This window comes from Sphingopyxis sp. BE235, from assembly GCF_031457175.1.
Taxonomy (GTDB): Bacteria; Pseudomonadota; Alphaproteobacteria; order Sphingomonadales; family Sphingomonadaceae; genus Sphingopyxis.
Genome location: NZ_JAVDWC010000007.1, coordinates 75,311 through 89,382, shown reverse-complemented (window position 1 = coordinate 89,382; position 14,072 = coordinate 75,311). Strand labels below are relative to the sequence as shown.

General features: G+C 59.3%; 12 protein-coding genes and 2 pseudogenes. 7 read left to right on the top strand and 7 right to left on the bottom strand.

The window, feature by feature from the left end; all coding sequences use genetic code 11:
* The first annotated feature begins 127 nt into the window (after positions 1-127).
* From J2X38_RS22115 to J2X38_RS22085, 7 genes and pseudogenes are all read left to right on the top strand, one after another.
* Positions 128-1,741 carry a long-chain fatty acid--CoA ligase gene (locus J2X38_RS22115; RefSeq protein WP_137865749.1) on the top strand — a complete coding sequence of 538 codons (1,614 nt, stop codon included), beginning with the start codon at positions 128-130 and terminating at the stop codon, positions 1,739-1,741.
* Positions 1,742-1,912: 171 nt separating this feature from the next.
* Complete coding sequence (locus J2X38_RS22110) at positions 1,913-2,590, top strand: TetR/AcrR family transcriptional regulator (RefSeq protein WP_039575391.1); 678 nt, start codon at positions 1,913-1,915, stop codon at positions 2,588-2,590.
* Positions 2,591-2,688: 98 nt separating this feature from the next.
* A pseudogene (locus J2X38_RS22105) lies at positions 2,689-3,375 on the top strand (DDE-type integrase/transposase/recombinase); the annotation flags it as partial.
* 86 nt (positions 3,376-3,461) lie between these two features.
* Positions 3,462-3,905: an IS66-like element accessory protein TnpA gene (gene tnpA / locus J2X38_RS22100; protein ID WP_052208271.1), complete on the top strand. Its 444-nt coding sequence runs from the start codon at positions 3,462-3,464 to the stop codon at positions 3,903-3,905.
* Entirely contained in the window at positions 3,902-4,258 is a 357-nt protein-coding gene (gene tnpB / locus J2X38_RS22095; RefSeq protein WP_039575394.1) for an IS66 family insertion sequence element accessory protein TnpB, read from the top strand. Before tnpA ends, tnpB begins: the two co-directional genes overlap by 4 nt.
* Positions 4,259-4,289: 31 nt before the next feature.
* Positions 4,290-5,807 (top strand): IS66 family transposase, encoded by a 1,518-nt coding sequence (tnpC, locus tag J2X38_RS22090; RefSeq protein ID WP_039575396.1) that lies wholly within the window; start codon positions 4,290-4,292, stop codon positions 5,805-5,807.
* A gap of 12 nt (positions 5,808-5,819) precedes the next feature.
* Positions 5,820-6,092, top strand: a pseudogene (locus tag J2X38_RS22085) (integrase core domain-containing protein); the annotation flags it as partial.
* Between the two features lie 18 nt (positions 6,093-6,110).
* On the opposite strand, the gene J2X38_RS22080 reads toward J2X38_RS22085, so the two are convergent.
* The 7 genes from J2X38_RS22080 to J2X38_RS22050 form a co-directional block, all read right to left on the bottom strand.
* Positions 6,111-6,722, bottom strand: a complete 612-nt coding sequence (locus J2X38_RS22080; RefSeq protein ID WP_081997347.1) for an ABC-type transport auxiliary lipoprotein family protein — start codon at positions 6,720-6,722, stop codon at positions 6,111-6,113.
* Positions 6,719-7,627, bottom strand: coding sequence for an MlaD family protein (locus tag J2X38_RS22075; protein ID WP_039575405.1), 909 nt, complete (start codon positions 7,625-7,627; stop codon positions 6,719-6,721). Before J2X38_RS22075 ends, J2X38_RS22080 begins: the two co-directional genes overlap by 4 nt.
* Positions 7,627-8,394, bottom strand: coding sequence for an ABC transporter ATP-binding protein (locus tag J2X38_RS22070; protein ID WP_039575408.1), 768 nt, complete (start codon positions 8,392-8,394; stop codon positions 7,627-7,629). The genes J2X38_RS22075 and J2X38_RS22070 overlap by 1 nt, the downstream gene beginning before the upstream one ends.
* Positions 8,391-9,491 (bottom strand): ABC transporter permease, encoded by a 1,101-nt coding sequence (locus tag J2X38_RS22065; protein WP_039575411.1) that lies wholly within the window; start codon positions 9,489-9,491, stop codon positions 8,391-8,393. The genes J2X38_RS22070 and J2X38_RS22065 overlap by 4 nt, the downstream gene beginning before the upstream one ends.
* 355 nt (positions 9,492-9,846) lie before the next feature.
* Complete coding sequence (locus J2X38_RS22060; protein ID WP_039575413.1) at positions 9,847-11,310, bottom strand: efflux transporter outer membrane subunit; 1,464 nt, start codon at positions 11,308-11,310, stop codon at positions 9,847-9,849.
* Between the two features lie 7 nt (positions 11,311-11,317).
* Complete coding sequence (locus J2X38_RS22055) at positions 11,318-12,889, bottom strand: MDR family MFS transporter (RefSeq protein WP_148309124.1); 1,572 nt, start codon at positions 12,887-12,889, stop codon at positions 11,318-11,320.
* Entirely contained in the window at positions 12,886-14,013 is a 1,128-nt protein-coding gene (locus tag J2X38_RS22050) for an HlyD family secretion protein (protein ID WP_039581006.1), read from the bottom strand. The genes J2X38_RS22055 and J2X38_RS22050 overlap by 4 nt, the downstream gene beginning before the upstream one ends.
* Between the last annotated feature and the right edge of the window lie 59 nt (positions 14,014-14,072).

Below are 14,072 nucleotides of genomic sequence, written 5' to 3'. Positions count from 1 at the left end.
GAAACGCGGCACGTGGAGTTTGCCGCTGGACCAAAATGATGACGGTTATTGACAGCCCGCGCGGCAATCATACCCGAGGGGCGGAACCTTGCACGCGACGCCGCAGTGGGGCGAAGAAGGATGCAGCATGTTACGGGGATTGATGCAGGACGCGCCGCTGCTGATCAGCGGAATATTGGAATATGCCGCGCGCGCGCACGGCGAGAGGGAGATCGTCTCGAAGGCTGTCGATGAGCCGGTTTGGCGGTATGACTGGCACCGCTGCGATCAGCGTGCGCGTCAGGCTGCGCAGGCCCTTGGTGTCCTCGGGATTGCAACGGGCGACCGCGTCTCGTCGCTCGCCTGGAACACGCACCGCCACCTCGAACTCTTCTATGCGGCGCCGGGCATGGGCGCTGTATTGCACACTGCCAACCCGCGTCTCAGCGACGAGCAAATCGCCTTTACTATCGCTCATGCAGGCAGCCGCATTCTCTTCTTCGAGCCCAATCTAGCCGAGCTCGTCGCACGGCTGCGCCCTCTCCTTCCAGGTATCGAGCGTTATGTCCTTCTCGCGGATCGCGGAGCGACCGCGCCAGATGTTGCTGACGCGTTGAACTATGAAGCGTTGCTGGCACGCCAGGACGGGGCCCTCACCTGGCCGAGCTTCGATGAAAAGGCAGCCGCATTTCTTTGCTACACTTCGGGGACGACGGGCGACCCCAAGGGCGTCCTATACAGCCACCGATCAATCGTTCTCCACGGGATGGCGGCCGGTCTGAGCAGTGCCTTCGGGTTCAGCGCTTTTGATGTCATCATGCCCTGCTCGTCCATGTATCATGCGACGGCATGGGGACTTCCGTTCACGGCAGCGATTAACGGCTGCAAGCTAGTGCTTCCTTGCGACAGGATGGACGGTGCCAGTCTCGCCGATCTGATCAACGAAGAGGGCGTCACCTTTTCGGGCGGTGTGCCCACGATCTGGACCATGTACCTCGCTCATCTCGACACCACGGGGACGGGGGTCGGCAATCTCAAGCGCCTCGTGATTGGCGGCTCGGCCGTCCCGCGGGCGATGGCCGAGACATTCCGCGCCAAATATGGTGTCACTGTGCTCCAGCTCTGGGGCATGACCGAAACCAATCCTCTCGGCGTGATTTCGACGCCCTCCCCGCTCCTGATGGCCGAAGGCGAGGATTTCGCGAACGATCTCCTGCTGACGAAGCAGGGTCGCATGCAATTTGGCATCGAACTGCGCATTATCGACGGCGATGGCACGCCGCTCCCCTGGGACGGTGAGCAGGCGGGTGCGCTCCAGGTCCGCGGACCGTGGGTCGTCGATCGCTATTTCCCCGATTTTGAGGGCGCCGGGAGCGATGGCTGGTTCGACACCGGGGACATAGGTACGATCGATCGCTTCGGCTTTCTCCGGCTGACCGACCGCGCGAAAGACGTGATCAAGTCCGGGGGCGAATGGATCAGCTCGATTGATATCGAGAATGCGGCGGTTGGGTACCCCGGCGTCCGGGTCGCCGCGGTCGTTGGCGTATATCATCCAAAATGGGAAGAGCGACCCCTTCTCGTGATTGAAACGCATGAAGGTCAAGCCGTCACAGCCGACGCAATTCGCGCGCATCTGGAGACGAAGGTTGTTCGTTGGTGGCTGCCGGACGACATCCTGTTCGCGACAGTACCGCTCACTGCAACGGGAAAGATCGACAAAAAGGCCTTACGCGAAGCGTATCGTAACCAACTCGCCTAGATGAGATCACACTGCGTCCATTCCCTGCGAACGGCAGCGATCCTTTCAGGCAGGCAAAGTTCAGCGGGCCTCGTGGGTCTTGCATAAGCCCGGGCAATCTCGCGGGGGCGGGCTATACAATGCAAAGCGTTCTACGCTTGCAGCGCGGACAAGGTATGGCCAAGATGAGGCATGACGTCGACCCAAAAAACCAAAGAACAAGCTTCCGGACGAACAGGGAGGCCTACTCGACAAGCCTCGCAAGCACTTTCGAGGAAAATTCTCCGTGTCGCCCGCGATGTCTTCTTTGCCGACGGATTCGGTCGTTCAACGGCGGAACGGATTGCTGCAAAAGCAGGCATCTCCAAGCGCACTTTGTACGCCCGTTACGGGAGCAAAAAGCTGCTTTTCGAGGCGGTAATACTCAGGGAAATCGAGGATCGGCTCTCCTTCCTCGAACAGCACGTTCCCGAACATGGCGACGTTCGGCCCGAGCTTGAAGAGCTGTCCGATGAACTGCTATCCTGGATGCTTACCGACATTCATGTCGCGTTGGAACGCGTTGTAATGGCTGAGGCTGCACGTTTTCCCGCTTTAGCGCGAAACCTTTACGAATTCGGCGTAGGACGCACGACGAGATTGGTGGCAGAGGTTTTGCGCAAAGCCGAGGAGAGGGGAGAAATCAGGGTGTCAGACGCGAATTTTGCTGCGGAGCAGTTTATATCCAGCGTCATTTTGTCACCTTTTCGTCGGGCCGCTCTTGGAGTGGGAGTGACCAGTCACAATGAAACCTCTTCAGCCCGAATGAGGCAAGCTGTGGATCTATTTGTGTACGGCTGCCGCCCCTCCCAGAAGGGGAGCCATCCATAACATTCCCGCTTCATCTCGGGCTGGGCAGTTGTCACGACTAGGTGTTTAGTCCCAGCATGTGATGGTGTAAGCTTGTCATCGTCACAGCGGGAGGGATTATGGGCCAGCTTCTACACGGCAGCGCCAAGACCACGCACGCCGTTCGAGCGGAGCTACAGCGATCGCAAGCTCCGGTCGCGCAGCTCGCGAAGCGGTACGGGATCAACGAAAAGACGGTGATCAAGTGGCGCAGCCGGCCGTCGGTCGAGGACATGCCGGTGGGGCCGAAGGAACGGCGCAGCACCGTGCTGTCGCCGATGGAAGAAGCCGCGATCGTGGCGCTCAGGGTGCAGGCCCGGCTGCCGCTCGATGACGTCTTCATCGCGTTGAAGGACGTGATCCCGAACCTGACGCGCTCGTCGCTTCACCGCTGCCTGCAGCGGCACGGGATCAGCCGATTGCCGAAGGCGGATCGCGAGAAGCCGAAGAAGTTCAAGAAGTACGAGATCGGCTATTTCCACATCGATATCGCCGAACTGCGCTACGAAGGCGGCAAAGGATTCCTCTATGTCGCGGTGGACCGCACCTCGAAGCTGGTGTTCGCCCGCATCTATCGACGGGCGACCAAGCTCGCCGCGGCAGCCTTCCTGCGCGTGCTGATCAAGACGGTTCCCTACAGGATCCACACCATCCTGACCGACAACGGCGTGCAGTTCGTGCAGCGTGACCAGGGCGGCACACTGGGATGGATCGGCCATATCTTCGGCCGTGTCTGCGAGCAGAACGGCATCGAGCATCGCCTCACCGTAACCGGTGTTTCCCTGCCACCTTGCGGGAGTGAAGCGTGGCGTCGATTTTCGCTAGCCCGATCAGGCTGGAGGATGCTGATGCTATGATGATGACATGTGATGATGCTGGCACCAGCGTGGTTCGGCGTTTTGAGGTTTTCACAGGTGCGGGCCAGCGTCGGGAGTGGTCGCCTGAGGTAAAGGCGTCGATCGTCGCGGAGAGCTATTCGGGTCAGGAGACGGCCTGCGCGGTGGCGCGCCGTCATGGGCTTGCTCCGTCGCAACTATTCGCTTGGCGCCGGGATCTGCGCAAGAAGCTGGAGGACCAAGGGCTGACGCTTCCAGCGACGCCTGCGTTCGTGCCGGCGGTGATCGAACCGCTCCCTTCGGGTGATCCAGCCCCTGTCGCCAGGCGCGGCCGTCGCCGTCGGCGTCCCACAGTCAGTGCTGTCGAGCTGGAGATTGACGGCGTGGCGGTGAAGATCGGACGCGGGGCCGATGCGGCTGTGATCGCAGCGGTGATTGAAGCACTCAAGGCAACGCGATGATCGGACCTGGCGCTGGCGCGCGCGTGATGGTGGCGACGCGTCCGGTGGATTTTCGCAAGGGACCTGACGCCCTGGCCGCGCTGGTCGGCGCCGAGTATGGCGGCGACCCATATTCAGGCGTGATCTACGTGTTCCGGGCAAAGCGTGCTGACCGGATCAAGCTGGTCTGGTGGGACGGCACTGGCCTGTGCCTGATGGCCAAGAAGCTGGAGTCCGGCGGCTTCCGGTGGCCGGGCATCCAGGACGGCGTGATGCGTGTGACCTCAGCGCAACTCGGCGCGCTTCTGGAGGGTCTGGATTGGCGCCGGGTGCATGGCGGGCGCCGCCCGCAGGCCCCGCAGATTGCCTGTTGACGGGGCGTTCCCAGACTGATTCACTGCTCCCATGCTCATGGAAGCGGACCTGCCGGACGATGTTGACGCGTTACGCGCGCTCGTCCTCGAACAGGCCCGCAAGCTCGAGAGTGCCGACGCGGAAGCCGAACGCCTGAGGGCGATCATCGAGGCTTTTCGGCGTCATCGGTTCGGCCGCCGTTCCGAGCAGCTCGATCAGGATCAGTTGCAGCTGGGCCTTGAGGATGCCGAGACGGCGCTCGCGGAAGCCGAGGCCGCCAGCGAAGCGAAGGCCGGACGGCCTCGCAGTGATCCTGTGCGCAAGACCAACCGCGGTTCGCTGCCCGCGCATCTCGAGCGGATCGAACAGATCGTTGACGTCGAGAGCAATGCTTGCCCCTGCTGCGGCGGCGCCCTCCACCAGATCGGCGAGGATGTCGCCGAGCGCCTCGATGTGGTGCCGACCACCTTCCGCGTCGTGGTCACCCGGCGGCCGCGTTATGGCTGCCGTTCGTGCGAGAGCGCGATCGTGCAGGCGCCGGCGCCGGCGCGGATCATTGAGGGCGGCATTCCGACCGAGGCACTGATCGCCCAGGTGCTGGTATCCAAGTATGCCGATCACCTGCCGCTTTACCGGCAGGCCCAGATATACGCCCGGCAGGGCATCCGGCTCGACCGATCCACTTTGGCCGACTGGGTCGGGCGAGCGGCCTGGTATCTGCGCCCCTTGCGTGACCACATTCTCGACGAGCTACGACGATCCGAGCGGCTGTTCGCCGACGAGACGACCGCCCCGGTGCTCGATCCCGGACGCGGGCGGACCAAGACCGGCCAGCTCTGGGCCTATGCCCGCGACGACCGACCATGGGGCGGCTGCGATCCGCCGATCGTCGCCTATGTCTATGCGCCAGATCGCAAGGCCGAGCGTCCCCAGTTCCATCTTGGTGATTTTGCGGGCATCCTACAGGTCGATGGCTATGGCGGCTACGCCGCGCTCGCCCGGCGGCGCCAGCAGATCAGGCTCGCTTTCTGCTGGGCGCATGTGCGTCGCAAATTCTACGAACTGGCTGATACATCCCCGGTCGCTACCGAGGTGCTGCGCCGCATCGCCTTGCTTTACGCCATCGAGGACGATGTGCGCGGCCTCTCGGCCGAGCAGCGTCGTGCCGCTCGGGCCGGACGCAGCCGCGTCATCATCGACGATCTTCACCAATATCTTGCCGCCCGTGGCCGCCAGGTCAGCGCCAAGAGCAAGCTCGGCGAAGCGATCCGCTACGCACTCACCCGCTGGGACGGCCTCTCACGCTTCATCGATGACGGTCGCATCGACCTCGACTCCAATACCGTCGAACGATCGATCAGGCCGCTGGCTCGCAATCGCAAAAATGCCCTGTTTGCCGGTTCCGACGAGGGCGGCGACAACTGGGCGGTGATCGCCACGCTCATCGAATGTTGCAAGCTCAGCACCATCAACCCCCACCAATGGCTGACCGAAACCCTCACCAGCCTCGCCAACGGTTATCCCGCCAACAGCGTCGGTGATCTCATGCCATGGACCGTCGTAGCCTGAAAACACCGGTTACGCCTCACCAAACCCTATCACCCATGGACCAACGGTCAGGCCGAAAGGATGGTGCGCACCATCAAGGAGGCCACCGTCAAATCTTTCCATTACACGTCGATCAACGAGCTGCGCCGCCATGTCCGCGACTGGTTGGTCGCTTACAACTTTGCCAAGCAGTTGAAGGCACTGCGCTTCAAGACACCCTATGAGGCCATCGAAGAACTCTGGAAATCCAAGCCGGATATCTTCAATATGGAGCCACACCATCACATGCTGGGACTAAACACCTAAGTTTCCATTGGCTACCCGCTAATTGATCACCGCAGCCGTCCAACTCGCGATTTTGTCGGCCATTTCAAGGCTCGCGCGATCAAAGGCTTCGACGATACTCGAAACGCTGTTTGCGCTTGCTGTCCTATCAAGGACGATGCGCGTGACTGCCAGTGGTTCCGATTCTTTGGATCGGCTTAGTTCCACTTGCGCGGCGATGCGAATGATCGGGGCCGCGTCGGGCCCCTGCTCGTAATAGGCTGCAAAAGAAGAAAGCCGTGCGGATAGGACGTAATGATCGGAAGCCACGCTCTGGACAGGGATATATGCGTGATCGATTTTGCGCGCTACGCTTCCGGCAATAGCCTCGCGGATCATCTCGGGCGCAGGCCTCATCCACCGTGCTTTGGCCAGATACGTGACTTCGCGATTCTCGATCGTGAGGATCCTGTCTCCATCGGCCCCAGGCGGAAGCGTCGGTCGCGTAATATACACCGGAATCCACTGTCGTGCAATTTCACGCTCCGGTACGGGCGTGCTGCTGATCCGGTACAACGTCGATTTGCCGCCAGTTCCCAGAATATTCCCGCAACCAGAAAGGCAAATTAGCGCGCCCGTCAGCAAAAACATTCTTGCAGAGATCGTTTTCATTGGGAGAGCTTCCTTTCACGAGGGGTCCGTCGTAGCTGGCCGGCGAGCTGCTCGATTTCCTGCGCCGCGCTATCGAGCGATTTCAAAGTTGCAGCAATCCCGGAGCCGTCGGGCGCCGCCAATCCACTCGCGGCGTCATCAAGCCTGTGAATGACCACCCTCGCCTCGGCGATCCCCTCTCGAAGATCTCGAGCAGCTGCCGAGACATCGGCAAACGTCTTGCGACCGTCGCCATCGATCGCCGTGCGCGCCGATGCGGCCGCGGCCTCGATATCGGCCGCCGCCCGGTCCAGGCGTGCAAACGCTTGTTCAGCCTTGCTGAACATTCCGCGACTAGATCGCAATTCCGCCGTGGTAGCTCTTACATCCGCAATAGCAGCCGAAACATTTTCGATATTCTCGTCGGACAAGGTCCGGTTGACCCTTTCCAGGGCCTGCGAAGCGTCCGCCAACAATGCGCCACCTCCATCCATCAGGGATTGTAGCGAACTTTTTTCCGCCTTAATCACTGGGAGCGTTTCCTTGGAAACCTCCTTCAACAACGGCTTAGAGGGCGTCCCCGCACTGATCTGGATGTAGCTTCCGCCGGTTATGCCTTGCGACTCCGTCGCGGCGGTAGAATCGACGCGCACAGGCGTATCCTCGCGCAGGCGCACCCCTGCAAGCACCCTGTTTGGATTTCTGGGATCAAGACTAATACGCGTGATTTCTCCCACCGGAATTCCGTTGAACTGCACCTCGCCTCCCTCACTAAGACCGCGGACGGGACCATCGAAAATGATCCGATACTCGTCGAAATTACGGGCGAATTGGGATTGACCGAGCCAGAGGATGAAGCCGAAAGCCGCCGCTAGCAGAGCCAGCGTCAGGCCCCCAATCAGACCGTAGTTCGCGTCGCGTTCCATTAACGGTTCCTTTCCTTGGCGCGCTCCGCCCGCCCTCCCAAAAACGCCCTGATCCAAGGATGGTCAGACCTCTCAAGTTCCGCGATTGGCGAAACCTCGACAATTTTCTGATCCGCAACCACGGCCACGCGGTCGCTGATGGAATACAGGCTGTCGAGATCATGGGTCACCATCACGACAGTAAGCCCCAGCGTGTCGCTCAGCGTCCGTATCAGCTGGTCAAATTCGGCGGCGGCGATCGGGTCGAGGCCCGAAGTGGGTTCGTCAAGGAACAGCAATTCTGGATCGAGCGCCAAGGCCCTCGCTACGCTTACACGTTTTCGCATTCCGCCTGAAAGTTCAGCGGGCATTTGCCGGCCCACCTCGGCATCGAGTCCGACAAGGCCGATTTTCATCAGAGCCACGGCCTCGAGCCACGGCTCTCTAAGACGGGTATGTTCGATGAGAGGAGCCTCGACATTTTCTTGCACACTAAGAGAAGAAAAAAGCGCGCCATTTTGAAACATGACGCCAATTCGGTGATCAATTTCCGTACGATCAAAGCGACTCCCAATTTTTTTCTGAAAGATTTCGATTGTCCCATGGCTAGGCGCAATCAGGCCCAAAATGGTGTTCATCAGGACGGATTTTCCACTACCGGACCCTCCGACGACACCAAGAATCTCGCCACGATGGACTTCTAGGTTCAAATCCTGGTGGATAATGTGATCGCCAAATCGGGTTTTAAGATTCTCCACCCGAATAACGATGTCCGGATCGCAAATCATATTTCGAGCACGTTGAAGAGAATTGCAAAGGCGGCATCCAGAAGGATGATTGCGAATAGCGCTTGGACAACGGCGACGGTCACCCGCCCGCCCAGATCCTCAACATCTCCGCGTACCGAAAGGCCGTGGCGACATCCGGCAAGCGCAATCACAATGGCCAGCACCGGTACTTTTGCCATTCCAACCCAGAAGTGTCGGATATCGACCGCAGCCGAGAGTCGTTCGGCGAAATATGTCGGGCTCACGTCGAGTATGCCCCAGCTGACGACAAGCCCGCCGGCCAAACCAGCCAGCATGGCAACAATCGCCAGGAGGGGCATAATTACAAGCAATGCCAATACGCGTGGCACAACCAGCGCGTCGAACAGGTCGATGCCCATCACCTTCATTGCCTGCGTCTCTTGATTCATTCGCATTGCGCCGATCTGGGCCGCGAAAGTGGAAGCGGACCGACCGGCAAGTAGTATCGCGGGAATGAGGACGCCGAACTCGCGGAGGACGGATATGCCAACCAGTTCGACGACCAGTTCCGATGCACCCAATGTCTTGAGCAGATCGCTTCCTATGAGAGCCACCACTGCGCCGATAAAGAATGTCATGATCGCTATGAGTGGCAGCGCATCGAAGCCGGCCTTCTGAATTGACGACGCCAGTGCGATCAATCGCATCCTTTTGGGATGTGCAAGAGATTTCATGAGCGCCACCTCAAGTTGGCCGAGAAATCGAGCGCTTGCGCCGATTTCCTGGACAGCTCGATAAACTTTTTGGCCAAGACGCACGTGAAATGGGGGAGTTTTGATTGGCGGGACATCGCGGTCGGCCATGGCCGAGCCCACCAGCGCGAACAGATCAGCAAGATTGGCGGGCAGGTCTGCGGTAAATGCCGCATTGGGTGCGAGAGTCAGGATGGCGAGCGCGCCTGCGCTGTCTATCCTTCCCAGGTTTCCGAAGTCGCTTGAGAAGGAGAGGTTCGAGGGACTCAGAACATGCCCGGAAAGGCCTGCGATCGACATCGCTGTCCAGTCACCTTCAACGACCAACGTTGAAATGCCATCTCCTTCGCGAACGAAGATGTTCGGTGCTGTGCGCGCATTCATCGCAGCAAGTCTCCAACCGGTGTCGGGAGAGCGGATCGACCGTGGCAACTCCCTCTCCCATAACCCGTCATCGAGCGGATCATGCCAGCAAGCGGGACCACTGACCCCACACATTTAACCATGCCGATCCACACATCGCGCCTTGCCTCAATGGCATTATGTAAACGTCACCGTAGCGTTATATCAGGTCGCTTGCAAGGAGTATGCTGCGCACAAATCGGCCGACAGATCGTTTGAATAAGCACAGGATACTCTTGCTAAGGTTAGATAAAATTGTCAGTTGAAATCCCTATGAGATTCTTTCTGAACCGATATCGCACCTTAGAGTTCATATTAACGACACTCGTAGGTGACATTAAATCTTTGCTTGCACTTGCCATCCCAGGCCGAGTGATTTTTGCAGGGCGATCCATGACAGCGTGAGCGCCGCCTTTCCCCGGACGAGGTCGGTTGCCGCCTGCTGCTGTTTGCGAAGCGTGCGATTTAGGTCGGCGCGCGAGATCACTCCGCCGGCAAATCGTTGTCGATCAAGATCGGCTGCGCCATCTGCCTGGGACTTGATCTGCGCGAACGCCACCAGGGCAGAGCGCTGCTGGCTAAAGCGCGACAACGCGCGCTCGGCGTCCTGAAGTGCAGAAAGCACCGTCTTTCGATAGTTGGCAACTGCCTCGGCACGGACGGCGCTCGCCTGATCGACCGAGGCATCGACCCTTCCGAAATCGAGGAAGTTCCACTGCAACTGTGGAATGGCGAGAATTGACGGATTGCTCACATCAAAGAGATCGTCTGGCGACGTTCCGCCAAGTCCCAAGATTCCCATGAATGACAGCTTCGGAAATCGTGCAGCCTCCGCAACACCGATCCGAGCCGTTGCTGCCGCCAGGCTGCGTTCGGCCGCGCGGATGTCGGGCCGACGTGCGACAAGGTTGGAGGGGTCGCCCACGGCGACCTGTTCCGGCGGGAGGGGAACATCGAAGATCTGTTTCAGCGCTTCGTCCGTTGTCCCTGGGATCTGTCCAGCTAGAATGGCAAGCGCATCGAGCAATACCGCCGTGTCAGCTTCGGCCTCGGCGAGCTGAGACTTGAGCAGCTCGAGCTCGGCATTTGCATTGCCGAGAGGGAACAGGGGCAACACGCCTTGCTGATACCGTTGATAGGTTAGCGAGAGGGTTTGCTGCTGCAACTCGCACTCGGTTCGGTACGCTTTGGCTCGAAACTGGGCCTCGCGCAGGTTGACATAGGCATTGGCAACTTCGGCGGTCAGCTGGACCTTGGCATCCTCCACATTGGCAACCGCTGCCGCGGCCTGAGCGTTGCCGGCCTCGATCCGTCGCTGCGTTCCTCCTGCGAAATCCAGCTCCCAGTTAGCGTTGAGCCCGAGATTGTAGACACTGAGGCTATCATCCGCCTGTCCCTGCGGACTAACAGGCGCGCTCGCCGAAGGCGGGGCACTGTTCTGAATATCAAGGCCCGGCAAGCGGCCCTGAATAGCCGTCGCCTGGGTTCCAAGCGTCGGAAATCTTCCGGCCTTCTCCTGTCTCACGGATGCCCGCGCCTGCGCAATCCGCGCTTGCGCAGCCTGAAGCGAAGGATTGTCCGATAACGCAGCCTCGATAAGCCTGGTCAATTCCGGATCGTTCAAAAGGAGCCACCACTCTGCCAGCTCGGGCTCGGTATCGATGATGTTACCGCCGGCACGGACAAAGCCGTCATTTCGGTTCGCCGAGAATACTTCTGGAGGCCCGGCGTAGTCTGGGCCCGCAACACAACCGGCCAGCAGAAACGAGGCGAGAAGCGATATTACAGATTTTCTTATCATGTCAGGCTCAGTGCATCGAAAGGGAAACATTCTTGGGAAGCGGCTTCAAAAAGATGACCAAAGGAACGGTCATCAAGGTCAGGACGCCCATCACCAAGAATACATCATTGTAGGTCATTACGAACGCGTCCCGCTGGATGGTCCGGCCTAGCATCGACATGGCACCCTCCATCCCGCCGAAGCTTTTCGCGAGTTCATCAAGATAAATCTGGAGTGAAGCACTGTTGGCATTCAGCGTCTCTTCCATGCGCCGGCTATGGTGCCAGATCCGCTTGTCCTGAAACGAAGCCAGTCCGGCCAAAGCGAAAGATCCTCCGAGATTTCGAGCGGCGTTAAAAATACCGGAGGCATCGCCAGCATCTGTCTTTGCCACCGAGGCTACGGTAGCCTGGTTCAGGAACATCATGGCCAGAATCATGCCAACACCCCGAATAAGCTGGCTTTCGATGAATACGGCGCCCCCAGATTCCGCGGTGAGGCTTATGCTGACGAAACAGCTGGCCGCCATCAGAAGCATTCCGACACCGACGGCAATGCGAATGTGGAGTCTGCGGATCATGAAGGGCAGGATCGGCATAAGCACAAAAGCCGGAATACCCATCCAAAATATAACGAGCCCGGTTTGAAAAGCGTTATAATCGGATATGATCGCAAGAAATTGGGGAATGACGTAGGTCGAACCATACATGACCATTCCCAGGGCGAGAGCCATCACCGCAACGCTTCCGAATTGGCGATTGAGAAGGAGGCGGAGTTTCAGGACGGGCTTCGACGCGTTCAGCTGCCCGTATATGAGTGAAGCGAAACCGATAACGGCAATGAGTGCCAGCCAGCGAATAAGAGCGGATTCAAACCATTCCTCGCGATGCCCCTCCTCAAGCAACACAGTCAAAGCGCCCAACCCCAGAATCAGGCCGGCAATGCCCGCCCAATCAGCATCGGTCAGATACTCCCACTTCGGCTCTTCGTGAGGAAGCCCGACGAATAGCAGCAGCAGCAGTACGGCGCAGATTGGAACATTGACAAAGAAGGCATAGTGCCAGCTCAAATTTTCGGTCAGCCAGCCACCGATCAGCGGCCCCATGACCGGACCCAGAATCACTGTCATGCCGAACAGCGCCATGCCGATCGGCTGTTGATGGGGCGGCAATCTTTTCGCCACGATGGTCATCGCAGTTGGTATCAGCGCACCACCCATGAAACCCTGACCCGTGCGACCGATGATCATGGTCGTGAGGTCGGTCGCCATACCGCAAAGAATTGAGAAGCCGGTGAACGCGGAAACCGCAATGATGAGCAGGTTTCGCAGTCCAAAAAGGCGTTCAAGCCAGGCGCTAAGCGGAATTACCACAATTTCGGCAACGAGAAATGCGGTGGCAATCCAAGTGCCCTCGGTGCCGCTGGCTCCGATTTCGCCCTGGATCACCGGAAGCGCGGAATTGACGATAGAGATATCGAGTGTTGCGAGCATGGCGCCAAGTGCACCCGCTGCGACCGCTATCCACGCGGTGATATCGGCATTCCGCCTTTCTGCAGTCGGAGTACCAGAGGCGCTGTTCGATGCCAACTCGGCGGTCATTTGTCGGTACTCGAGATCTCTTTCAGCTCTCCGGCAGCGTTTCGCGTGTCGACAACTGCCACAACCGACATGCCCGGGACGAGCAGACGACGCACTTTGGGCGAGGCTATTATCGCGATACGAACCGTTATCCGCTGAACAATCTTGGTGAAATTCCCTGTGGCGTTTTCGGGCGGCAGGATCGAAAATTCTGCTCCGGTTCCGGGCGAGATGCTCTCAACGCGTCCAGCAATCTCAAAGTCGGGAAGAGCATCGACCTCGAGCCTGACCGGTTGCCCCGCCCGCAAAAGGCCGACCTGCGTCTCCTTGAAATTAGCGATGACGTAGATTTCGTTTACCGGAACCACGGTCATCAATCGCTGACCGGGCTGAACGAATTGGCCGACCCTTACTGTTAGATCGCCAACGCGACCTCCCTTGCTGGCTCGCAGCAGAGTCGATGTGACATCTAGGTCGGCCGCTTCCAGCTGCGCGCGAGCCGCGTCAGCTTGGGCTTCGGTCTGGTCGATCTGTTTGAACAAGGTGGCCCTCCGACCGTTGGCAGCAGAGACTGCTGCCTGGGCAGCAACAAAGTCGGCGTGCGCTTGCTGCGCCTGTGTCTCATATTGTTGAAGCTTTTCTCGCGGCTCCGCACCGGTCGCGGCAAGGGGGCGATACCTCGCTAGCTGCTCATTGGCGAGGTCGAGCGCCGCGCGCTTGGCGGCGAGTTGGGCCCGCGCCTGCCGAATCGATGAGTCCTGTTCGGTTACTTGCGAGCGGATTGTGTCGGCGCCGGCCAGCGTCGCCGCAATTTGCGCACGCGCCTGTTGCGCCTGGGCTCTATAATCTCGCACATCCAGTTGCACGAGCGCCTCGCCGGGACTGACCCGCCCGTTCTCAGAGACGAGCACCGCGTCCACGTATCCGGCCACTTTTGATGAAACCACAACGCTGTCGGCCGCGACATAGGCGTTGTCGGTCGACTGCATGTACTGCCCATAGGTGACATGCCTGTAATACCACCCACCACCTGCAATCAGCGCAGCAGTGATGGCTATGATGAGGATGAGGCGAAATTTGGGTTGCGATTTCAGGCTGGATGCGGGCGCGCGATCCTGTTCCCGCTCATTTGGTTCGTCGGTCATCTGCCTCTTTCGAAGGATTTTGGACATGTGCTAAGTCGCTTCATGGCGTGGCGTAGACC

Excerpts from the sequence above, each read along its gene's own strand:
- J2X38_RS22115 (WP_137865749.1), top strand. The coding sequence starts at position 128 with ATGTTACGGGGATTGATGCAGGACGCGCCGCTGCTGATCAGCGGAATA.
- J2X38_RS22110 (WP_039575391.1), top strand. The coding sequence starts at position 1,913 with ATGACGTCGACCCAAAAAACCAAAGAACAAGCTTCCGGACGAACAGGG.
- tnpA (WP_052208271.1), top strand. The coding sequence starts at position 3,462 with ATGATGATGACATGTGATGATGCTGGCACCAGCGTGGTTCGGCGTTTT.
- tnpB (WP_039575394.1), top strand. The coding sequence starts at position 3,902 with ATGATCGGACCTGGCGCTGGCGCGCGCGTGATGGTGGCGACGCGTCCG.
- tnpC (WP_039575396.1), top strand. The coding sequence starts at position 4,290 with ATGCTCATGGAAGCGGACCTGCCGGACGATGTTGACGCGTTACGCGCG.
- J2X38_RS22080 (WP_081997347.1), bottom strand. The coding sequence starts at position 6,722 with ATGAAAACGATCTCTGCAAGAATGTTTTTGCTGACGGGCGCGCTAATT.
- J2X38_RS22075 (WP_039575405.1), bottom strand. The coding sequence starts at position 7,627 with ATGGAACGCGACGCGAACTACGGTCTGATTGGGGGCCTGACGCTGGCT.
- J2X38_RS22070 (WP_039575408.1), bottom strand. The coding sequence starts at position 8,394 with ATGATTTGCGATCCGGACATCGTTATTCGGGTGGAGAATCTTAAAACC.
- J2X38_RS22065 (WP_039575411.1), bottom strand. The coding sequence starts at position 9,491 with ATGAATGCGCGCACAGCACCGAACATCTTCGTTCGCGAAGGAGATGGC.
- J2X38_RS22060 (WP_039575413.1), bottom strand. The coding sequence starts at position 11,310 with ATGATAAGAAAATCTGTAATATCGCTTCTCGCCTCGTTTCTGCTGGCC.
- J2X38_RS22055 (WP_148309124.1), bottom strand. The coding sequence starts at position 12,889 with ATGACCGCCGAGTTGGCATCGAACAGCGCCTCTGGTACTCCGACTGCA.
- J2X38_RS22050 (WP_039581006.1), bottom strand. The coding sequence starts at position 14,013 with ATGACCGACGAACCAAATGAGCGGGAACAGGATCGCGCGCCCGCATCC.